We start from the raw sequence: 21832 nt of genomic DNA, 5'->3' as shown, positions 1-21832 counted from the left end.
TTCAACAAGAAACACACGCCTGTGAACGGCCCAACCAAATAGGAATGCAGCGCATGCCTCGCCTAAAGTCAAAGATCTTTAACGCTTGATTTTATAGTCCTGCAACGGTCAATAAATATACGCCTAGTCTGCATCGGTAGCGAGGGAAAAGCTTGACCTTTACTGCGAAGGCTTAGCGGCAAACACGCTGTTTGCAGGGCGTGGCACCGCCCCTTGCTCCGGACCCAATGGTGAATTCCGCCGGCGATTGGCGGGCGTGTCCCGACAGGTTTGTAGGCGGCGATCGCGAAGCCCGTGGTTCGAGCGATCGCGCCACCGCTCGCGAGCGGAGATAGCGTTGCTTTGCTTCCGTGCACCGAGCAACCGGCCTCAACCTCGCGCGCCAATCCGCCGCACCATGTGTTATCATTCGCCATCCGGTCAAATCGTATGGGCAACCTGTTCATGCGAGGCCGGAAGCGTCCAGGCACGTTCTCGGTGTCACACTGGACTTGGAAGGGAGGGACCCATGCATACCCTATCCCCTGGATGGTTCAGCCGACGGAACTTCTTGAGTGGGATAACCCTGGCGGGGACTGCGGGGCTCCTGGGCTGGCACCCCAGGCGAGCCGCTGCGGAGCCACCACCCGAGACGACACGCATCCGGCTCGTCAGGATTCCCAGCATCTGTCAGGCCCCCCAGTATTTAGCCGAAGAACTGCTGCGTAGCGAAGGGTTTACCGAGGTGCAGTACCTGCAAAAACAGGGGACCGCAGACATCGAGCCGGCCCTCGCCTCCGGTGAGGCCGACCTCAATGGGCATTTCGCCGCCCCGCTCCTTCTCCGCCTGGAGGCGGGGGACCCCATCGTTATCCTGGCTGGACTCCACGTCGGCTGTTTTGAGCTGTTCGGGACCGATCGCGTCCAAACGATCCGCGACCTAAAGGGCAAGACCGTGGCCGTGCCGACGCTAGATTCCAGCCGGTTCGTCTTTCTCGCCACGATGGCGGCTTATGTGGGCCTGGACCTGCGTAGTGACATACACATCGTCACGCATCCGGGACCCGAGTCCATCCGGCTCCTGGGGGAGGGGAAGATCGATGCCTACCTGGGTTTCCCCCCGGAACCGCAGGAGATGCGGGAGCAACAGATCGGCCACGTGGTGATAAGCAGCACCGTGGACCGGCCGTGGTCGCAATACTTTTGCTGCATGCTGGCTGGGAACCGGGAGTTCGTCCGCACCAATCCGGTGGCCACCAAACGGGCCCTCCGCGCCATCTTGAAAGCGGCGGATTTCTGCGCCAGCGAGCCCGAGCAATCCGCACAATTCATGGTGGACCGAGGCTATACCGAGCGCTATGACCATGCCCTCCAGGTCATGAAGGCGCTCCCCTATCAGTGGCGTGAGTATAGCGCTGAGGATACCTTGCGCTTTTACGCCCTGCGCCTCCACGAAGTCGGGATGCTAAAGAGCACACCCCATGAGCTCCTGGCCCAGGGCACCGACTGGCGTTTCTTAAACGAACTGAAGAAGGAGTTGAAGGGATAGCAGCTGGAGAGGATAAGGGAAGGCAGGGCAGACGAAGGAGCTGCGCGGGAAAGAGGGGGCGAACCTCCCGCATAGCTGACGGCGAAGCTTGTCGGCTGCAGGCAACGTAAGTTTGGATGCCGCTTTGGACCGCTTCCAGAACATTCGGCTGCGTCGCAGCCAACGACCGAGACGGGTCGGATCGTGACCTTTGTAGCAGGCTTCGCATTTGGCGCATAATGCGGCAAATTCTCCATACCAAATGGTCAAGGTGCGAGCGGCACGCCGCTCTGGTGTCCGTTGACCTGTTCTGATCGCCTCCGCCTCCCTTGCAATAGCCCATCTGAAGCCGGCCAGTTCACGGGCAATTGCCGTGCAAATCACGGTCATACTTTCCCCCGCGCGGCCAGCAAGCGATATCGTAGCAGTCAGCCTGCTCTGCGCTTTCCATGCGATCTCTGACTGCCGGCGAAGCTGCTTGCAGGCGGTATAGCTTCCTTGCACCGAGCTTCGGTGGATGCCGATAGGTCCAAGCACGCTCTGCGAGCATGTGTCGAACCAACCATTCCCGGCCTTTGTTACGGCACCTCGTCTTACGCTCTCGTCCGTGGATCGCCAGGAACGAGACCGAGATAGCCCGTTTACTTCGCCGGTGTTGTGGAGCTTGCCTGCTGCGTGCGGATCGCCTGGGCGGCGGCGGCGCCTCCATCCTTGTCGTCCCCTCCGACCTGCACCGTCGGTTGGGCGAAAGCGATGCCGTTTGCCAGGAACACCTCGCGAATCTTGGCATAGGCCTTGCGGCGGATGTAGGTCTGCATGCCTGGAACCGTGGTCATGGCGAAGCTCAATACGATCCCGTAGTCGCCGAACTCCTCGACACCCTTCATCTTCAAGGGCTCGATGAAGAGCTTTCCGAGTTCCGGATCGTCGTTCAGGTCTGCGCCGACCTTCTTGGTCAGCTTGCGTGCCTTATCAATATCGGTGTTGAAGCCGACCGTGATCCGGAACTTGTCGATCACCCAGTCGCGGCTCATGTTCTCGACCGCTCCCAGTTCGCCGAACGGTACGGTGAACACCGGGCCACGGTGGTGACGCAATCGAACCGAACGCAGGCTGAAGCCTTCAACAGTTCCTTTATAGTCCTTGGCCTGGATGTATTCCCCAACGCGGAAGGCGTCATCGAGCATGTAGAACACACCGCTGATCACATCCTTGACGAGCGTCTGCGAACCGAAACCGATGGCCACGCCGAAGATGCCCGCTCCCGCGATCAAAGGTCCGATCTGAACGCCCATCTGCGCCAGCACGATCAGCCCTGCCATGACCGCCACAACGACGGCCAACGCATTGCGAAAGATCGGAAGAAGCGTGCGGAAGCGTGCGCGTCGGGCCGCGTCGGCCGGCGCGAGCGCCGTGGTGTCGGTCGCCCCCCGCAACGTTCGGTCGATCCAGCCTCTGGCCAGTTGCCAAAGCAAGTCCGCAACGACCAGGATCAGAACGCTTTTCAGGCCGCCATAGAACAAGTTGACGACGATCGGATCGCGCTGACCCAATGTGTCCGGATTGAGATGCCAGACAAGCGCCAGCCACCCGACCGCCAGGGCGATAACCGCAGCGCGTGCACCCCGCACGATCAAGACACCACGCAGGCTACCCGGATCACTGGTGAACGACGCTGCCATGCGTCCAACGGTGTTGAGTATCGCCGGCAGCACGAGCACATAGATGCCGATCCAGAAAAGGCCTCTCATGTCGAGACACCAGATGACCCACAACACGACGAGGAAGGCCGCCACGGTTGCCTTCCACGGTCGAGGTCGCTGTGATGTAGCCCATACGGCCTCGATCGCGAGAAGCAGTCCGACGAGCGAGAAACAGTAGCTGATTGCGGCGCTGACGAGGGGAGGAACACCAAGCGGTTCCCCGACGGCAGCCGTGGCAACAGCCAGGCAAATAATCCCTATGAGAATCGTCAACCGTGCGCGCAACGACACCTTGATATCGGCGACCGACAAAAATGCGATCGCCAGACGGAACACGATGAATGCGCAGAGGTAGGCAAGCAAGGTGACACGGGCGAGAGGAGGCCATTCTACCGCAAAGAATACGATCGCCATAGCGCCTGCAAAGATGCCAACCGGGGCCAGGCGGCCAAGGAGCTTCTCGCGAGGCGCGGCCAGTCTGCGATACAGCCCCTCGGCAAGCAGGCCGAGCGCGACCAGCCCGGCGAATATTATGAACACGGGTGCGTAGCCCCTGCTTGTGGCATCCTGCCGTGTTCTCGAAGCAGCCGCTGCCACTTGCGTGGGAATTGAAGGTATCGCTGCCAGAATTTCGCTGACGCGCGCCCGCGCGGCAGTTTCCCACTTGGCCAAATTCGAGGTCCCCGTCGATGCAGAAGGGCTCGCCCCAGATGCACCGGTTTCTTTTCGGCTGTTGAGCCATGCCTGCACATCTGGGTCCTGCAGGAGGCGCACGAGTTCGTCGATCTTTGCCGGCGGGGTCGTGGCCGCCGGCGCCTGCGCGAAGACATTGAAGGCGAAGAGAAGTCCGGCGACGAGAGACAGAAACCACTTCATGCTGAATCTCCTACTGCGTCAGTTGCTGCGGTTTTAGATCACCGCCGAGTGTTTCGTCGGCTGGCCGTGGTCTTTTTCGCTGTGCGATTGGCTGTTCGATGATCATGGCCGGAGCCGCAATGGCGGTCGCGGCAACCGTGCCGATATTCGTCACGGTCCCTCCAACCACGGCAGTGATGCCCTGGCCAAGCGTGACCTTCGAATCGGTCAGCGTCTGGCCGGTCATAAGGCGCTGACCGATGAGTTGGACGATCTCCGGGCTTTCGGCGAACTTGCCGTGATTAAGCCCGTCCTCGGTCTTGACCTTCGTCAGATCGATCGCGGTGATGCCCGCTTTTTCCAGCTTCGAGCGATAGGGCTCTTCGGCCGGATTAATCGCGCCAAGGCGCGAGACCCGACCGGTAATGAAGCTCGAAACCGCGAGCGCCTTGTCGTCCTGGGACACGAAGATCGTGAACCTCGGACGTGGCTCGCCCATCTCCACGTACTGCTTGGCAAAGACCTGGATATCGATATCAGGAGAAGCGAGGATCACATTGTGAATCTTCGGATTCACATGGCCATCGCGTATCCCCATTTGTCGGAGCGATTCCATCACAAGCCAGGTTCCCATCGAGTGGGCCATGATGGTGATATCCTTAACATTGGGGTCGCCGGCCAGTGTGCGGAGAGTCTGCTCCAGGCCGGTGCGCGAATAATTGGTGCTTTCCTTGTCGTACTGGTAGGCTGTGATCTCAGCTCTCGACGGCCATGTGAAGAGGACTGGGGTTGCCTGCATCTTACTGTCGTGCGCGATCTGTGCCAGTCGGAAAACCGAATCCTCGTAGGTGTTGTTGAAGCCGTGAATGAACACCAGCGCATGTCCGCCATTGACATGCTGCCTGAACCAGGCTTGCCCCTGCGCCACGGTGTCCATCTGTTGAACATTCGTCACCGCGAAATCCGTTGCCGGGTCGGGCGGCAGGTGCTTAGGCCACTGTAGCGTGCCCATCTCGCGCTTCGGCGGAATTGAAACCGTGATCTGTGTCAAATGCGGCTTTGAACTTCGTTCGCCATTAAAGAGCGTGGCCGGGTCTCCAGAGGGCTCGCGGGTGGTCGCAACCAGCATCCCGACCTTGGACGTCGAGGGGACGGAAGCTGACATCGCAACCGGCGTCATCACGCCGTTCGGGTGCCCGCAACTTGTCAGGAGAAGGAGAAAGAGAGGGACACCACGCTTTAGCATGTAGGCACATTCCGGCTATCGCTTAAGACAGAGAAGGCTCTTCAAACTGGACGCTAGCAGGTGAAGTGTGGCGAGGCCTGTAGCATCACGTAATATCTGTGCGCATGCATGCCGCCGCGATGCGGAATTGTCACGCCGATGGGCGTGTTCGGGGTGAGGAAGACATTGCTGCGGACGGTCTTCCTCTTGCGGCTTCGCCGTCAGTCTGCGCGATGATCCGGCCCCTCATCATGAGATCCCATGCGGCACGTCTAGTCCCACCTTTATGCGCTCCATGGCAACGAACGTCCGGAATCGCTTTACATTGTTGTTTCCGAAGAACAGCCGTTTTGTCAGCGCTTCGTACGCGGCCATGTTCGCCACCACGATCAAAAGCACAAAGTCCGCTTCCCCAGTGACATAATAGCATTGCTGGATTTCGGGTGTCGCCGCGAATTCGCGCTTAGCGTTGTCGATCTGATCCGCCGTCTCGCTAATGACCTCGACTTCGACGAAGATCGTAATTGGGTGTCCGAGCGCGGCAGGATCGACGACAGCCACGTTCGCCTGAATGACGCCCGCCTCGGTCATCTTCTTGATCCGGCGTTGGACGGCTGGAGCCGACAGGTTGACCGCTTCGCCGATCGCCCTTTGAGGTGTCAGATTGTCCTTCTGAAGGATCGCCAGAATCTTCCGGTCGAAGTCGTCGAGCGCAATGCGCGTCAAAGTTTTATTCATCGGAGGTCCTGCACGCGAAACAAAATTGCAAACGGGCCGATTATATTCAGCGCAAATTTCGTCTTGCTTGCAATATGTTTTCTGGCAACCGCAAACGAGGTGCCAATGTTCCTGATCAACACCAATTGCGCATACAAGTCCGCTCTCGATCAGCGCGATGCCGAGACGCTTGGCCTCGCCGCCGCCAAGGACGTCGAGCGCTTCCTTTCGTACCGGAAGGACAACGCTGAGACACCGCTCGTCGCCTTGCCCAACCTCGCGCGCGAAATCGGTGTCGCGAGCATCCACCTCAAGGACGAAGGCTACCGCCTTGGGCTGGGCAGCTTCAAGGCGCTTGGAGGTTCCTACGCAGTGATCCGGCTTGCGCTCGAAGAGGCCGAAAGGAGGCTCGGCAGGCCAGTCGACGTGTCCGAACTTCCCACAGCCGAGGTCGCCGCCGTGGCCAGGACGATGACGGTCGCATGCGCGACCGACGGCAATCATGGCCGCTCCGTCGCCCAGGGCGCCCAGTTGGTCGGTGCCCGTGCCGCAATTTTCGTGCACTCCGGTGTCAGCGACGAGCGGATAGCCGCCATCGCACGGTTCGGCGCTGACGTGATCCGTGTCGACGGCACGTACGACGATTCCGTCCAGGAGGCTTCGAGGGTCGCCGCCGAGCGTGGCTGGACGATCGTCTCGGACACATCGTGGCCCGGTTATGAACGTATTCCCGGCCTTGTGATGCAGGGCTACACGCCGATCGTCCGTGAAGCGTTGCGCAAGCTGCCCGAGCCGCCCACCCATGTTTTCGTCCAATCGGGGGTGGGAGGTGTTGCGGCTGCCGTGGCGGGACACCTCGCAGTGGTTCTCGGCGAGGGACGGCCTATCTTCACGGTCGTTGATCCTGAGCGGGCGGCCTGCATCGTCGAATCCGCGAAGGCGGGCCACCCGGTGCGCATTCAACATGGCGAGCCGACGGTCATGGCGATGCTCGAATGCTACCAACCCTCGCTTGTCGCCTGGCGCATCCTGGCGCGTGTGGCTGACGCCTTCATGACCGTCGACGAGGAGGAGGCGATCTCCGTCATGACGCGTTTGGCGTGGCCGGTGTCGGGCGACCCGGCAATCGTCGCAGGTGAAAGCGGGGGAGTTGGCCTTGCAGGACTGATCAAGGCTGTGTCCGAAGCGGACGTCAAAGCGGCCCTCGGCATCTCTCCTTCCTCCCGGGTACTCGTGATAAATACGGAAGGCGCGACGGACCCGGCCAGATATGAGGAAATCGTCGGCATGTCGCCCGCACAGGTCGTCGCCAGGAACCTGGAAAAAGCGCAATGAGCGGCTCGTCGATCAATTCGGAACGGCTGCTGGGACATCTGCGCGAGTTGGGCGATATCGGCCGCGACGCCGATGGCCGTCTTGTCAGGCTGGCTGCTTCCGACAACGAAAAGCTGGGACGTGATCGCGTTTCGTCCTGGATGCGGGATGCGGGGCTCGAGGTCGCGGTAGACCGCATCGGTAACATCCTTGGCATATGGAAACCTGCGCATGGCACGGTAGTCGCGGATACGCCGTTGATGCTCGGCTCCCATATCGACACGGTCATCAACGCCGGCATCTACGACGGCTGCTACGGCGTCCTTTCCGGCCTCGAAGTCATCGAGACGCTGAATTCGGAGGGATTCGTGCCCGTCCGTCCGATTGTCGTCTGCGCCTTTACCAACGAGGAAGGCGTGCGCTACGCACCAGACATGATGGGATCGCTGGTCTACGCCGGCGGTCTCGATGTCGACGAAGCGCTGGCGACGGTCGGCACCGACGGCACGGTGCTTGGCCAGGAGCTTGTCAGGATCGGCTATGCCGGTCGCCACGAGCCGGGCTTCCTGAAGCCTCACGCCTACATCGAACTCCATATCGAACAGGGCCCCGTTCTCGAGCGCGAGGGCATCCCGGTTGGCGCCGTCGAGAACCTGCAAGGCATCTCATGGCAGCGTGTGACCATCGAAGGCGACGCCAATCATGCCGGCACAACGCCGATCTCGATGCGGCGCGACGCCGGGCTGGCGGCGGCCCGCGTCATTACCTTCCTGCGCGCCAGGGCGGAAGCCTCCAACACCGCGATGGTGGCAACGGTCGGTTGCATGACATTCGAGCCGAATGCCATCAATGTCATTCCATCCAAGGCAACGTTCACCGTCGACCTGCGTGATCCGGATGATGACCGTCTCCAGGCCGAAGAGGCCGCACTCGCAAGGTTCCTTAAGACGGTCGCAACCCAAGAGCAGGTCCTAATAACGTCCGAACGTCTTGCACGCTTTCAGCCAGTGACCTTCGACAGAGACATTGTCGCGCTTGTCGAGCGGGCCGCCGCAGCACGTAACCTCAAATCGCGGCGCATGACATCAGGTGCCGGTCATGATGCCCAGATGATCGCGACAATCGCGCCGTCGGCGATGATTTTCGTGCCAAGCATCGGCGGCATCAGCCATAATCCGAAGGAATTCACGCGGGACGCCGATCTCGTCGCCGGAGCAAACATCCTGCTCGACGTGGTACGCGAACTTACCTCATCGAAGCAATAGCCATGATCGGCATTCAAAAGCTTCATGCTGAGATGACCGATTGCCGGCGGCACATCCATGCGAAGCCGGAATTCGGCTTCGAAGAGAAGGCGACATCTGAAATCGTGGCGGCCGAGCTCTGGAAAACCCGAGGGCGTTTCATTTGGCTGCGTTGCGATCACCGCCTCGGAAAGCTCATTTAGCGGTCATGGCGCCGAGTTGATGTCTCAATCCTGATAGCCTGGAGCCGGTGACACCTCTATTTGATTGTAAGTTGATCCACACGGTTCATAGTGGGCCACCCGGACGATCGGGAAGGTCTGTCATGGAAGGAGGGACGGGCATGCCTGCAAACTTCGATGAGATCCGCGACCAGCAGCGCGATACATGGGATCGCTTTTCCACCGGCTGGCAAAAATGGGACGAGCTGGTCCTCGGCTGGCTTGCCCCGTTTGGGGATGCGATGCTCAGGCTCTCGAACTTGCGGGAGGACATGCATGTTCTTGACGTTGCCGCTGGCACCGGCGAACCCGGGCTCACTGCCGCCGCGTTGGTGCCGCTTGGAGACGTGACGGTAACGGATCTCTCCGAACGCATGCTGGCGGTAGCCGCTGAGAACGCGGCTCGCCGTGGCCTGACGAATTTTAAGACCAAAGTCTGTGATGCCGGCGCGCTGCCTTTTCTCAACGCGGGTTTCGACAGCGTTCTGTGCCGCTTCGGCTTCATGTTCTTTCCCGATATCGCACTCGCCGCTCGGGAGTTTGCACGGGTGGCAAAGCCCGGTGCGCGTGTCTGCGCTGCCGTCTGGAGTGGGCCGGACAAGAACCCCTGGGCAACGACGATCATGTCCACGATTGCTCGGCATGTGGAGATACCTGCGCCGCCCGCTGGATCGCCCGGGCTTTTTCGTTGCGCCCCGTCGGGATTGATGCGCACGGCCTTTGAAGAGGCCGGTCTGACGGATATAAGCGAGGAGGAAGTTTCATCGATCATGACCCACCAGTCACCGGAGAGATACTGGGATTTCATGACAGACATTGCAGCACCCGTCGTGGCAGGCCTTGCAAAAGCCGACACGGCGACGCAAGCGCAAATCCGCAACGAGGTTCTTTCACTGGCGCGACAGTCCATTCACGACGGCAAGGTGCGACTTTCTTCGACCGCGACTGTCATTGTTGGTACGCGGTAATTGTCGCTCGATAAAATGTCAGAGAACGCCCAAGGTCGCCTACCTTGGTTCGGTGTGGCCGTGCTGCTGGCCGGGGAGATCGGAGGGCGGAATGACCGGGGTAGTGCCGGTCTCCGGAGCTCGGTGCTCGATTTTCTCATCGCCAGATGCCGGCGGCATTATCACGCCGCCACATTTGGAAAAGTCCCTGTCACCTCCGCCGTTGCGTCTCGGAGCGTTCGGTGATTGCTGCTGTGCTGGAGCCTGACAATTGTCGCGACCGGACTGCATCTGACTTTCGCCAAAAGCGCCCGTGGCGCCTGGCAGTGCAATCATCAACACCAAGCCGACAGTGATTGCGCGCCTATGGGTCATGACGCTTCCTCTGCAGCTTTGTTTGCCGATCAACGATGCCCTGAAGACAAAGTTCCAATCGCCCTTTTCGCACCTGCATTTGCCAGGTCGGACTGCATCCCGATCGAATGATCTGTGTCGGAGGAGGCAGGAAGAAGTCGTGTTGATCTCCGCGAGGAAGTGCTGCGGTCCGGCGGAACCTCGACCGCAGAAGTTCCATCAACAGGAATTTTGGTGCTCCTTATAGTGCCGCCGTGAACCGTTGGCTCCTCGCGCCTGGAAGGGCGGTCTAAGGTTCAGATTCGGTGGGCACGTTGAATATGCGAGTAACACTTCCCGTCGCGAGCGGGCGCATCTACTGGATCGTCTTCGAACCCTGGGCGTTCATCGTCACCGGCCACGGCCCAATGTAGTTTTCGATCAGCATCGTGGCGATGCCTTCCACAGATCGATGGCCTTGGTCGAAAAGTGCAACGGCTGCGCGATTAAGCAGGGTCGATGCCTGGTCGTCCGGATCTATGTCGTAGTACAGGTACCACTGCTGAACGGCTCTGGAGAGAATGAGAAGATCGGTGTCTTGCATGGCCGCCTCCTTCGAGAAGAAGGCAAGTAGCGGAGCGCTCGCCGTCTTCAATAGTCAGGGCCGCGCGAAGTGGCGCTGGGCTGTCATCCGCCGCAATCTAGACGAACCAGAAAGCGTCAAGGCAGTCCACCCAGCGAAAACCCGCGAGGTCGGAACGCGCCGGTCTGCAATACTGATCCGCGACTGCATACGATCGGGACGCTATGCTCAGGCGATCGAGGTAGATCGGGGAGGCAAAAAGCCTCCAGGCGTCGGGATTTCTATCAGGACGTTCCGTGGTATAATTCCGGGATTGGCGTCATCCGCCATGTGTTACTTGCACAGAGGCCTGTCCAATGAGCGAAGTGGACCTGCTTTTTACCACCCTGCGACAGGCGGCTGACCCGCAGACGGTTGACTGCATCGAGAACGTCGTCATGCGTGGGTCGGATGGCGACCTCAACCGCATCAATGCGTTGGCTTTCGCGGATGCGCATCATCTTGATGAAGAGAAAGTGATTGCAGCGCTGCTACATGCAGCCCGCATAGGGGCCTTCGAGATGACCTGGAATGTCCTTTGTCCAGGATGCGGCGGCGTCCTTGATACCGGCACAACGCTCAAGGCCGTGGACAGGGAGACTTACCATTGCGCGCTATGCGCAGCCGGATACGAGCCAACCCTCGATGAAATGGTCGAGGTAACGTTCACGGTCAGTCCGAGGGTGCGCAGGATTGCTGGCCACGAGCCCGATCGTCTACCTCCGCTGGAGTACTACCGCCAAATCTTCTTCAGCTCCGGTGTCGATCTGCCAGAGAACTTCGAAGAGCGGTTTGGCCGCATCGTGTTGGAGATGATCGAGCTGGATCCAGGGGAGAAGGCTTTCGTGTCACTGCAACTGCCAGCGCAATTCGTGATCATCTTCGATGCGGTGACACACCTGGCGCAATTCATCGACGTGAATGGAGAGCCCACCGGCGAACGTCAAAACCTCTCAATGGGCATCAGTTACGGGCATGGGTCGAGCGAAACGCTTAGCCTTCGCCCGGGCGTACTGCGCCTTACCCTCGAGAACCACACCGATCGCAGAGTGCTACCGAATGTCTGCGTCGCAGGAGACGAGTTGCACGACCTATTGGGCCGCAGGCGGCCTTTTCTGACAGCCAAGCGCTTACTGACAAACCAGAGCTTTCGTGACATCTACCGGACCGACACACTTGACGTCGACCAGCGTCTGAAGATCACAAGCCTGACTTTCCTCTTCACTGACCTGAGAGGTTCGACTGCTCTTTATGAGCGGGTCGGAGATCTTGCTGCTTTCGATCTGGTTCGAGCGCATTTCAGGGTTCTTCACGAGATTGTCGCTACAGAGGCGGGAGCCGTCGTCAAGACCATAGGCGACGCCGTGATGGCGACGTTTCCAACCCCTGACCGCGCGGTGGCCGCCGCGCTTCGGATGCGCGATGCGATGCAGCGGTTAAATGCCGAACATGGCAGCGACGATCTTCTGCTGAAGATCGGCATCCATGAAGGACCGTGTCTCGCAGTCAATCTGAACGACCGGCAGGACTACTTCGGCCAGACTGTCAACATCGCTTCTCGTGTGCAGGGTCTTGCAGATCCCAATGTGATCCTGACGACGGAGGCGGTTGTCGGGGATGCGCAAGTTTCGGAGATCCTGCGAGACAGCGGCATCGCATCAGTCTCCAGAATGGAGGAGCTTCACGGCATCGGCAGGGAGGTCAGAATTTTCGCCCTATCGTGAGCTTCGTCCATACGCACTTCCTCTGCTGATCGTGCCGTAGCTCCGATAAAGAAGCGCCGACGGCACGGTGCATCTGACCACCGACCCACGGTCTTCTGATCGCCAACGCCCGCATCTATCATGTCCTCTTGAAAATGCGATCTTGTCGCGGACGCGAAGAGTGCCGTTGTTCAAGCGTGACGCTTGAAATACTGCACCTCGCGCTCGTGCTTTTCGGCCTCCTCGCGGGAGTTGAATGTGCCGAGATTTCTGCGCTTGTGAGTCTTTGGATCGATCTTGCGCGAATAGAGCCGATACTCACCCGATTTCAGCTTGCGGATCATGACATCCTCCTTCGTGTGCTAGTCCGTAAATTCCAAACAAGCCACGAAGGTTCCCGCTTCCCAAGGCGGGGTTCTCGAGTGCACGTGAAGGCGCGAGGCTCGGGACAGCCCAATCGATCTGCCCCCCGCGCCGCTTGGGGATAGCCCATTGGCCAAGGGACGCTCCTCGGCATGCACAGAACATCTGGTATCCGTACTCCGACGCTGCCATAAATGAGCTTCAGCGAGGAGGCCATCATGATGCAGAAGAATGCGCCGGACTTCAGCCTTGAAGGCAAGGTGACTTTGGTGACGGGAGCAAGCCGTGGCATCGGTCGAGCTTGTGCGCTTGCCTGTGCTGCAGCGGGCTCCGATATTGTTTTGGGGGTCCGCGATGTCGCAGCCTCGACGGACCTGGTTGCCGAACTCGAGGGTGCTGGACGAAAAGTTCTCCCGGTCAAACTGGAGATTCCCAATAAGGCCCATATCGCACAAGCCGTCGACGCGGCGCTTACGGCTTTTGGTCGGATAGACGTCCTCGTGAACAACGTCGGCGTGGCGCCGGGCAATCTCGCCGAACTCGTTGAGGAAGAGGACCTTGACGAGATACTCGATGTCAACGTCAAGGGCACCTTTCTGATGACCCAGGCCGTCGGTCGTCACATGATCAAGCTCAATGGGGGCCGCATCATCAACATCAGCTCACAGGCCGGTACCGTGGCGCTGCGTGGTGAGGCAATCTATTGTATGAGCAAGGCGGCGATCAATCACCTCACGCGCTGTCTTGCAGCGGAATGGGCGCGCTATAACATCACCGTCAATACCGTATCGCCGACGTTCATCCACACGGATGGTACAGCACCGTTTCTGTCCGACGCCGACAATCGCAAAGCGACGCTCGGTCACATTCCACTCGGCCGGATCGGTGAAACCGATGATGTGGTGGGTGCCGTAGTCTTCCTTGCATCGCCGGCTGCGAGCCTAATCACCGGCGCGAACTTGCTGGTGGATGGTGGGTGGTCGGTTGCCTGAGGCCAGGACGCTCCTGCAGCGGCGAAAGTCGGCTAGCTGGTCGATGTCCGGTGTCGACCCCTTGCTATCCTCGACGACAAGCACAACGAACGGCCCGATTAATGCCCAAAGCGGCCACTGCCTTGGCAAGGGCAATTTACCAGCCAAAAGGAAGGTTGCCGACGATCTGAAAAGCGATCGCTGGAGCGTCCGGGCATGTCGGTGCAGGCCGCCTGCAGCCATTTACAACGTCGCCGGCCAAACCGCGGCGTCGCAAAGGCCCTGGAGAACGCCGGCAAGGCGGACGAGTCAGTCTTCGTGGGGCACAAGCTGACGAACCATTCCCATGGCCTGCTCGAATAGAGGGTTTGCGAGCGAACTCGCATCGGCCGGGCCAGATGGATAAAGGACAACCTCAACGCCGTCATCACTGAGCCTCTCCCTCTCAGATACTCGTGCAGACACGGCAGAACTGCGGTCTAATGATCTGTCTCATGCACGCCGCCTAGGCGCGCGGCTGCTGTGCTGCCAGGAAGTCGATGAGTGCCCGTGCCGCCATGGGAAGATGCCTGCGGGAGACATAGAGAGCATGGATACCGAGCGTGATCGGCTTCCACTCCGGAAGGACGACCACCAGCTTGCCTGCCTGGACCTCCTGATCGGCGGCGAAGCACGGCAGCATTGCAATACCGAGACCGGACACCGTGGCACGCCTCAGAGCAAGAGCGTCGTTCGTCTGGAATCCTCCCCCCACGGGCACCACGACTTGCGCCTCGCCCTTCTTCAAAATCCATTCCGCGCCGCCAAGATGCGTGTAGGTCAGGCACTTTTGGTCCTTCAGATCCTCTGGCGCGTTCGGCGTCCCTTCCTTTTCCAGATACTGCGGCGACGCGTAGAGCCGCGACGGGCACCGTCCCAGCCGTTTGGCGATCAAGGAGGAATCAAGCTGGTTGGCGATCCGGATCGCCACATCGATACGGTCCTGCACGAGATCGACCGGCCTGTCCGAAATCTGTAGATCGATCTTGATGCGAGGATAGTTATCCGCAAACTCCGAGAGCAAGGGGATTAACTGCGTCTCTGCGAGAATGCCGGGCGCGGTCACCCTGAGGAGGCCGTGCGGCGCATTGGCATGGCCCGCCACTTCGGTTACGGCATCGGCGACGCGGACCATCTCTCTGCAGAGTTCGATCACGCGTTCGCCCGCCGATGTCAGGCTCAGCTGCCGCGTCGTCCGGTGGAGAAGCCGTGTTCCTGACCAGTCTTCCATGGACGCGATGTAACGTGATGCCATCGCTCGGGACATGCCCAATTCTTCGGCTGCACCAGAGGCGCTGCCGCGCTCCACGGTCTTCAGCAGAACTTTTGCTGCGATTATCCGGTCCATCTATTCGCTCGATCCATGCAACATTCTTTGGACCATAGTGGCGTTTATCTTTGATATCCGCAACATTACATTTCTCCTCAACACTAGGAGATCGCAGTGACCACGGACATCGAACTTCACTATTTCTTCGACCCCTTCTGCGGCTGGTGCTACGCAAGCGCGCCCGCGCTCGCTGGCCTCGCCGACAAGTTCGGAAACAAGCTCAAGATGCGCCCGTCCGGCTTGTTCGTCGGAGGACGGCCGATTTCGTCGATCGCCGACCACGCCTGGCGCAACGACCAGCGGATCCAGAGCCTCACCGGGCAGCAATTTTCTGAAGCGTATCGCCAGAACGTCCTGATGGCTCCGAACGGCATCTTTGACTCCGGGCCCGCAACACGTTCGCTGACCGCTCTCGGCGAACAGGATTCAACGCTCGAACCTTCTTTCCTGCATGCCGTCCAAATCGCTCGCTATGTCGAGGGGCGCGACACTTCCGACATCCACGAGGTGGCGAAGGTCGCCGTTCAGGTAGCTGCCGACCACGGCGTCGAACTGACTGCTGCAACGTTCGCGAAGAGGCTCCGGAACGACACTGATCTGAGCGAGCGTACGCTGGAACGGATGGAAGATACGCAGCGTCAGATGAACACCCTCGGCATTCGCGGAATCCCGCAGCTCGTCGCCGTCGTCAACGGCGAGGCCCACATCCTTAGCGGCGAGGCCCTGTATCAGGGTCCGGCCCGTCTCGTCGCAGCGCTCGACACGCTCTGCGCAGACGCATGAATCATCAACCCACCAGGAGTATCATTATGAAAATCGCTCTTATCGGAGCTTCCGGTCAGGCCGGCTCCCGCATCCTCACAGAATTGTCCGCTCGCGGCCACGTTGTCACCGCGATCGCCCGAGATCCGTCCAAGGTCGCCTCTCTGCCGAACGTCACCGCCGCGTCGGGTGACATCGAGGCACCTGAAGCTCTCGCAGGGGTTCTGGAAGGCCATGATGCAGTCATCAGCTCGGTGCATTTCTCCGCCAGCGATCCCGACAAGCTAATCGGCGCGGTCAAGGCCTCCGGCGTTCGCCGCTACCATGTGGTGGGTGGGGCAGGCAGCCTTGAAGTCGCTCCGGGTGTCCTCCTCGTCAACACGCCCGCGTTCCCGGCGATCTACAAATCTGAAGCGCAGGGCGGCGTCGACTACCTGAACAAGCTCAAGGGCGAAAACGACCTCGACTGGACCTTCCTGTCCCCTTCGGCCGCATTCGTCCCTGGCGAGCGGACCGGCACCTTCCGCCTCGGCAAGGACGAGCTCCTGACCAACGAAAACGGCAGCAGCATTTCCTTCGAGGACTTCGCCGTTGCGCTCGTCGACGAGATCGAAGCTCCGACCCATGTCAGGCAGCGGTTCACCGTCGGCTATTGATTCGAACTCCCAAAACTCAATCCTTCATTGCAGTGCGGCCGACACCCTTCGGATGTGTCGGCTGCGTGCCCGACCTTTCAGCCTCAAAGGCAGGGTCGTTCTCACCTACAAACCTCGGAAATTTACGATGATCAACAGACGCACGACCCTCAAGACGATCGCCGCCGCCGCCGCTATCATCATCCCCCTGGCCACATCCGGTCTCGCGCAGGAGAAGTCGGCCCTGTCATGGACGGCATTCAAGAGCACCGAAGCGGGCTTCCTGCGCGCTCCGGTTCTTATTACTGGGACGACGGAAGCGGTACTCATTGATTCAAGCTTCAGCTATTCGGACGGCAAGGTCGTCGCCGATGCCATCAAGGCCAGCGGCAAGCACCTGACCACGATCTACATCACGACAAACGATCCCGACTACTATTTCGGTCTTGCACCTATCCATCAGGCCTTTCCCGATGCTCGCATCCTCGCCGCTCACGACACCGTCGCACTGATGCGGAAGAAGGCCGAAGGCAAGATCAAGGCCTGGTCGCCTGTCTTGGGTGACAACGGTCCGAAATCGGTCTCCGATCTCGTTTTCCCGGAAGCGAGCGACATCAACACGCTGTCCGTCGATGGCGAGAAGCTCGAAATTGTGACTGCGCCGGGTCTCAAGGATCGCGGTCGCTATATCTGGGTTCCGTCGCTGAAAGCCGTCTTCGGCGGTGTCCCAGTCTTCGGTGGCATGTATCCCTGGGTCGCCGATCTTCCGACTGTCGAGGAGCGAAAGGCTTGGCGCGCGGCACTTGACGACATCCTCGCCCGTAAGCCCAAGATCGTTGTCCCCGGTCACACCACCGCCACATGGCCGACGGATGCTTCCAGCGTCGACTACACGCGCGATTACCTGGTCGCATTTGACGCCGAGGCCGCCAAGGCCGCAGACTCCAAGGCGTTGATCACAGCCATGAAGAAAATCTATCCCGACGCTGCCATGCCGATTTCGCTGGAACTGGGTGCGAAAGTCGCCAAGGGCGAAATGACCTGGGGTCAGTAAGAAAAGCGGCAAACTCGCGGGCCAGGGCGGCGCTTCGAAGCCAAACGTCGCCCGCTGGCCTGCTGAGGCGAAGACCGACCCGTTGCGGGCATTGTCGTGCGGCCCCATGAATGGCACGGTTGTGGCGATTGCAGACGGTCGGTGGGACGGAACGAGAGTCCGCTTCGGCCTGGAAGGCTTCAAATGGCCTTGGCATGCGCGCCACAAGCGGACATGTGCGGCGTTCTCTAGGCGCCTGCCCGTATCTCATCGGCGATCCAGTTCCGGAATGCTCTAACCTTGGGATGGTCTCCATTTCCCGTTCGGTAAACGAGGTCATAGCCCCACTCGACGTCCAGCCTGGCTTTCGGGAACAGGGCAACGAGACGCCCTTGAGCAAGATCCTCAGCTACCAGCACACTGCGTCCCAGTGCGACGCCTTCGCCTCGGATAGCCGCTTCGATGGACATGCTGCCATGGCTGTATCCCGGGCCGCGTGTTTTCGAATAGGGCAGCCCGACCGACGCGAACCACCGCTCCCAGGTCGCGGTCATGCCGATCTCATGGATGAATTGGCACTTATCCAGATCAGCGGGGTTGGAGAGCCCGCCAACACGCTCAAGATAGGACGGAGCACATACCGGCGACACTGTTTCGTTCATGATGCGCTCGGCCGTCGCTGCTGGATAAAGGCCCGCTCCATAGCGAAGAGCAACATCGACCTGGCTCTTCGTGAAGTCCACCCAAGTATCCGTGACTTCCAGATGCACATCCAAATCCGGGTATCGCGCCATAAGCCTGTGAAGACGGGGTGTAAGCCATTTGCTGGCGAAGGAGACACCGGAGCTGACCACGAGGCGCGTTGTATCGCTGCGGCTACGGATGGAATCCGCCTCACGGGCAAGCTCGGACAGAAGCCTTGTCACGGTGCCGAAGAAGGACGCCCCTTCTTCCGTCAATTCGATCTTTCGCGTTAGCCGACGGAAGAGTGGAATCCCCAGATGGACCTCCAGCGTCTTGATCTGTCGACTTACGGCCCCGTGCGTCAAATGCAGTTCTTCGGCTGCTCCTGTCATGGATAAACGTCGCGCAGTCGCCTCGAAGGCGCGAAGGGTTTGCAGCGGAGGAAGTTGGTCGGGCATGGCACCTACGCGTGAATAGAAATCACGCATCCTGTGAGGAACAATCGTTTGTCAGCAGAACACGAGCAGAGCATATGGATGACAGCTTTGCACGTATCTTCCAACGATTGAACCACCTGCATGACCCAAGCCGCCGCCATTCCCTTTAAAACATTTGCCTCCACGCGAAGCTTTGCAGCGATGTTTTTGCTTGCCGTTATGTGGGGGCTCTCAATCCCGATAACGAAGCTCGGCCTGGAAACAGTCCCGCCGCTGATGTTCACCGCGATGCGCTTCCTTGTCGCAGTCCCCTTGCTGCTCATCCTCGCAGCCGGTCGCCTTCGGGTGCCGCTCCGGGCCGCGCCGAGCATTATCGCGCTCGGGGTAATGGGCATCACGCTCGGTAATGTCGCCCAGTCATTCGGGGTGCAAGGTACATCGGCATCCGTCGGCACCATCGTGTCGGCAACGATTCCCATCTTCATCGTGATCTTTGCCGCACTACGCCTCGGTCAATTTGTGGCTGGCAGGCATTGGGTAGGCCTCCTCGCTGCATTCGGGGGCATTGCTCTGGTGGCGGTCGCAAGCGGCTCGGGCGTCGACGATCTGTCGAAAACTACAGTGACAGGGGTCGCCTGGATGCTGGTTTCGGCGGTCGCAATCGCCTTCTACTACATATGGAGCGCAGAGCTGACGGAGAAATACGGCACATTGCCGGTGGTCGCTTGGAACGCGCTGGCAGGCCTCCTCGCAATCCTGCCTTTAGCGGCGACCGAGATGGCAAATGCGCCATACCTCGTCACCGTTCAGGCGTTCTGGACAGCGGCCTATCTTGGCGTAATGGTGACGGTTGCTGGCCTCTTGCTTTGGCTTTACATCCTGCGTTCTGTTCCGGCCCGCGTGGCTGCGAGCGTCCAATATCTCCAGCCGGTGTTCGGGATCACCGCGGCCTCGATCATGTTCGGTGATCGGCTTGGTGTCCTGTTCATTGCAGGCGTGATCGTGATTTTGGTTGGCTTGGCTCTCGCGGTCTCAAACAAGCGACCGGTACCGGAAGAGGTGGTCACTCACGAGTAACCCCAATTTCCCCCCGCTCTGTTATTCCAGGAGCGGATTGGCCTGCCCCTCGGGGCGGGCCTTTTTCGCGCAATGACCGCTTCTCTGACACTCGCCCTCTTCGAAGGTCTCAGACGACTTCAAAGAGGTCGGAGGCGTGCTCAGCCGACAACTTCCCTCGAACATCCCATGCGCGGTTTCGATCAGAGGGTTGAAAGCAGCTCTCGCAGTTGGTGGGGTCTACCGACGCCGACCTCAAACCACATCACCAGCTCGCGGGCCGCCGACTGAGCCTCCAAGTCCAAAACGCCGCAATGGCGGCTCTCGCACCATTCCTTGAGTAAGCCGTCGAGCATCTTCAGATCAGTTGAAGACAGCACGCGTTTTTGCGAGGCCACTATGTGTGACATTCGATTTCCTCCCAAAAATCATACATTTACCGGCTCCTGATCCGGCGAACATGACCTTAGCCTAATGTTTCTCTCTCGGAAATACACTTTGACATGCTTTAAGGTGCGGACCGTGTATCTGCTTATTCCGACGCGGAAATTTCTCTTGCGTCAGCGCCGACGGCTGCTTACCGGTGCGTTAAAGTCTGGCTACTGGTGACGATCATTCCCCTTGGTTTCGCATCTCTCATCATTTCAAGGAAATATAGCGAACTGCACCCGGCGACACGGTGACTGCGGACACACACCGGGGCAATGGTCTGCAGATACTGGAGAGAACTGACATGGGCGACGTTGCACGCAGTATCGATGAGGTTATCAAGCATGGATTTGCCGACCTGCTGAAAGCGCATGGTTTCAAAAAGTCGGGACGCAATTGGCACCGGGCCGACGGTGAAAACTGGCTGATCGTGAATGTCCAAGCGAGCAGCTCGAATTCGGGCGAAAATGGAAAGTTCGTGGTAAACCTTGGGGTCTATGCAGCGGCTGTTGCAGCTCTTGCAGGAGAGGTCGCAATCCTTGGAAAACCCAAAGAATATAACGCGACAATTCGGGAGCGGCTAGGGAGCCTCGCCTATGGCGAGGATCATTGGTGGGCGATCGAGTCCGACTCAAGCTTGGATTTGATATCCGCTGATCTCGTGGAAAAAATGTTGTCTGTCGGCCTCCCATGGCTCGACACTCATCGCGACATATCGCATCTTGCCGCCGCCCTCCAAAACAGCCCGTCTCTGTTGTCAGTCAGTGCGGCGTGGCTCATCGGGGATAAAGACGAGGCAAGTCGGCGATTGCGAGAGGCCATAGAGCGCAGGCCTGCCGCCAAAGAGCGTTTCAGTGCCTGGGCGATCAGCAATGGTGTTGCGATCTGAGGCGTCTGGACGCGATCTTTCCAGTCGGAATGGCCGCATTTGGGGCGGGAAGGGGCGACGACAGCCTTGGCTGCCACGCGTCGTCATAAGACGCCGAGGGTGCAGTGGCTGCTCATCAACCTTTTGGCGGGAGGTCGGGTTAAGTGCAGCTTCCCGGTTTTCAGGTATTCTGTAACCGCTGTTACCCGGCCGCCAAAGGGTGGCCAATCATGATAACCAAGGGCGCAAAGAGCGACACGCTCATGAGCGTGGGACGATAAGAATGCAGCCACTTATCATCGACGCAAAGCCACAAGCTATTTCAATTGATCCCGCTAACACGGCAGTTCTTGTCGTGGAGATGCAGAATGACTTCGGCGGAATGTTCGACTGAGCCGGGATCGGTTGCGCACCGATCCAGTCACCTTGCGCGGAATGACAACCACTTCGGCGTCCAGTGCGGCGCAAATAGACCGTAGGGTCGCGAGTTCGACGTTTGCAGTGCCGCTCTCGATCAGGGAGATTGTCGCTTGCTCGGTGCCTGCCAGATCGGCGAGGGCCGCTTGTGACAACTTCTTTGACTTGCGAAGATCCCTGACAGTTCGAGCTAAGGTCATAATAATGAAACCTTCAATACCTTTTACGGGATAAATCGCAATATATATACCTTAAAAGGTATTAGGGCTGATAATCCGTGCCGACGAGCCGCTAACATGGAACGGTCCTAATTATACAGGTTCCGTCGACGCCTCTTAGTCGCTCTCAGACCGCATCTTGGAAGGCACGCCGCTTAATAGGCAGTTTATCCACCCCACGGGCGGGCCTGTGTTCAAG

At 59.4% G+C, this 21832-nt stretch carries 20 protein-coding genes and 2 pseudogenes; 12 read left to right on the top strand and 10 right to left on the bottom strand.

All coding sequences use genetic code 11. The features are described 5' to 3' along the window. The first annotated feature begins 508 nt into the window (after window positions 1-508). Complete coding sequence (locus ATY79_RS01735) at window positions 509-1528, top strand: ABC transporter substrate-binding protein (RefSeq protein WP_088702804.1); 1020 nt, start codon at window positions 509-511, stop codon at window positions 1526-1528. Between the two features lie 300 nt (window positions 1529-1828). On the opposite strand, the pseudogene ATY79_RS31215 reads toward ATY79_RS01735, so the two are convergent. The 4 genes and pseudogenes from ATY79_RS31215 to ATY79_RS01720 form a co-directional block, all read right to left on the bottom strand. Beyond that, window positions 1829-2163 (bottom strand): annotated as a pseudogene (locus tag ATY79_RS31215) (IS110 family transposase); the annotation flags it as partial. Beyond that, window positions 2155-4086: pseudogene (locus tag ATY79_RS01730) on the bottom strand (mechanosensitive ion channel domain-containing protein); the annotation flags it as partial. The pseudogenes ATY79_RS01730 and ATY79_RS31215, both read right to left, overlap by 9 nt. Window positions 4087-4096: 10 nt before the next feature. Beyond that, window positions 4097-5311, bottom strand: a complete 1215-nt coding sequence (locus ATY79_RS01725) for an alpha/beta hydrolase (RefSeq protein WP_088702802.1) — start codon at window positions 5309-5311, stop codon at window positions 4097-4099. A 228-nt stretch (window positions 5312-5539) separates the two neighbouring features. Next, a complete protein-coding gene (locus tag ATY79_RS01720) occupies window positions 5540-6028 on the bottom strand; it encodes an Lrp/AsnC family transcriptional regulator (protein WP_088702801.1) in 489 nt (162 codons plus the stop codon). Between the two features lie 105 nt (window positions 6029-6133). On the opposite strand from ATY79_RS01720, the gene ATY79_RS01715 reads away from it, so the two are divergent. From ATY79_RS01715 to ATY79_RS01700, 3 genes are all read left to right on the top strand, one after another. Further along, window positions 6134-7342 (top strand): diaminopropionate ammonia-lyase, encoded by a 1209-nt coding sequence (locus ATY79_RS01715; RefSeq protein WP_088702800.1) that lies wholly within the window; start codon window positions 6134-6136, stop codon window positions 7340-7342. Further along, window positions 7339-8586: a Zn-dependent hydrolase gene (locus ATY79_RS01710; protein ID WP_088702799.1), complete on the top strand. Its 1248-nt coding sequence runs from the start codon at window positions 7339-7341 to the stop codon at window positions 8584-8586. The genes ATY79_RS01715 and ATY79_RS01710 overlap by 4 nt, the downstream gene beginning before the upstream one ends. Before the next feature lie 322 nt (window positions 8587-8908). After that, window positions 8909-9754 (top strand): methyltransferase domain-containing protein, encoded by an 846-nt coding sequence (locus tag ATY79_RS01700; protein WP_088702797.1) that lies wholly within the window; start codon window positions 8909-8911, stop codon window positions 9752-9754. Between the two features lie 688 nt (window positions 9755-10442). Here the strand turns inward: ATY79_RS01700 and ATY79_RS01690 are convergent. Continuing rightward, a complete protein-coding gene (locus tag ATY79_RS01690; RefSeq protein ID WP_088703013.1) occupies window positions 10443-10670 on the bottom strand; it encodes a hypothetical protein in 228 nt (75 codons plus the stop codon). Window positions 10671-11005: 335 nt separating this feature from the next. On the opposite strand from ATY79_RS01690, the gene ATY79_RS01685 reads away from it, so the two are divergent. Further along, window positions 11006-12412, top strand: a complete 1407-nt coding sequence (locus tag ATY79_RS01685; protein WP_088702795.1) for an adenylate/guanylate cyclase domain-containing protein — start codon at window positions 11006-11008, stop codon at window positions 12410-12412. A gap of 170 nt (window positions 12413-12582) precedes the next feature. Here the strand turns inward: ATY79_RS01685 and ATY79_RS01680 are convergent, their stop codons facing one another. Next, window positions 12583-12735: a hypothetical protein gene (locus ATY79_RS01680; protein WP_088702794.1), complete on the bottom strand. Its 153-nt coding sequence runs from the start codon at window positions 12733-12735 to the stop codon at window positions 12583-12585. A gap of 240 nt (window positions 12736-12975) precedes the next feature. Here ATY79_RS01680 and ATY79_RS01675 point away from each other — a divergent pair, with 240 nt between their 5' ends. After that, the gene (locus ATY79_RS01675; RefSeq protein ID WP_088703012.1) at window positions 12976-13746 is read left to right on the top strand and encodes a glucose 1-dehydrogenase; all 771 of its coding nucleotides are present in this window, start codon (window positions 12976-12978) and stop codon (window positions 13744-13746) included. A gap of 195 nt (window positions 13747-13941) precedes the next feature. After that, window positions 13942-14088 carry a hypothetical protein gene (locus ATY79_RS30710; protein ID WP_189637940.1) on the top strand — a complete coding sequence of 49 codons (147 nt, stop codon included), beginning with the start codon at window positions 13942-13944 and terminating at the stop codon, window positions 14086-14088. A 142-nt stretch (window positions 14089-14230) separates the two neighbouring features. Here ATY79_RS30710 and ATY79_RS01665 read toward each other — a convergent pair whose 3' ends face one another. Further along, entirely contained in the window at window positions 14231-15112 is an 882-nt protein-coding gene (locus tag ATY79_RS01665; protein ID WP_088702793.1) for a LysR family transcriptional regulator, read from the bottom strand. Between the two features lie 96 nt (window positions 15113-15208). Between ATY79_RS01665 and ATY79_RS01660 the strand changes: the two genes are divergently transcribed. The 3 genes from ATY79_RS01660 (at window position 15209) to ATY79_RS01650 (ending at window position 17545) form a co-directional block, all read left to right on the top strand. Next, complete coding sequence (locus ATY79_RS01660; RefSeq protein ID WP_088702792.1) at window positions 15209-15877, top strand: DsbA family protein; 669 nt, start codon at window positions 15209-15211, stop codon at window positions 15875-15877. A gap of 26 nt (window positions 15878-15903) precedes the next feature. Beyond that, window positions 15904-16512 (top strand): NAD(P)-dependent oxidoreductase, encoded by a 609-nt coding sequence (locus tag ATY79_RS01655; protein ID WP_088702791.1) that lies wholly within the window; start codon window positions 15904-15906, stop codon window positions 16510-16512. 127 nt (window positions 16513-16639) lie between these two features. Next, complete coding sequence (locus ATY79_RS01650; protein ID WP_088702790.1) at window positions 16640-17545, top strand: MBL fold metallo-hydrolase; 906 nt, start codon at window positions 16640-16642, stop codon at window positions 17543-17545. Between the two features lie 227 nt (window positions 17546-17772). On the opposite strand, the gene gcvA is transcribed toward ATY79_RS01650, so the two are convergent. Next, complete coding sequence (gcvA, locus tag ATY79_RS01645; RefSeq protein WP_088702789.1) at window positions 17773-18666, bottom strand: transcriptional regulator GcvA; 894 nt, start codon at window positions 18664-18666, stop codon at window positions 17773-17775. 180 nt (window positions 18667-18846) lie between these two features. On the opposite strand from gcvA, the gene ATY79_RS01640 reads away from it, so the two are divergent. Beyond that, window positions 18847-19722 (top strand): DMT family transporter, encoded by an 876-nt coding sequence (locus tag ATY79_RS01640; protein WP_088703011.1) that lies wholly within the window; start codon window positions 18847-18849, stop codon window positions 19720-19722. Window positions 19723-19904: 182 nt separating this feature from the next. Here ATY79_RS01640 and ATY79_RS01635 read toward each other — a convergent pair whose 3' ends face one another. Further along, window positions 19905-20111: a hypothetical protein gene (locus tag ATY79_RS01635; protein ID WP_088702788.1), complete on the bottom strand. Its 207-nt coding sequence runs from the start codon at window positions 20109-20111 to the stop codon at window positions 19905-19907. Between the two features lie 323 nt (window positions 20112-20434). Between ATY79_RS01635 and ATY79_RS01630 the strand changes: the two genes are divergently transcribed. Next, window positions 20435-21019: a DUF4304 domain-containing protein gene (locus ATY79_RS01630; RefSeq protein ID WP_088702787.1), complete on the top strand. Its 585-nt coding sequence runs from the start codon at window positions 20435-20437 to the stop codon at window positions 21017-21019. A 314-nt stretch (window positions 21020-21333) separates the two neighbouring features. Here the strand turns inward: ATY79_RS01630 and ATY79_RS01625 are convergent, their stop codons facing one another. Next, entirely contained in the window at window positions 21334-21615 is a 282-nt protein-coding gene (locus tag ATY79_RS01625; RefSeq protein WP_088702786.1) for a helix-turn-helix transcriptional regulator, read from the bottom strand. Between the last annotated feature and the right edge of the window lie 217 nt (window positions 21616-21832).

The organism is Rhizobium sp. R693, assembly GCF_002211315.1.
GTDB lineage: Bacteria > Pseudomonadota > Alphaproteobacteria > Rhizobiales > Rhizobiaceae > Rhizobium.
The sequence above is the reverse complement of the archived record's forward strand: the minus strand, read 5'-3'. Positions and strand labels throughout refer to the sequence as shown.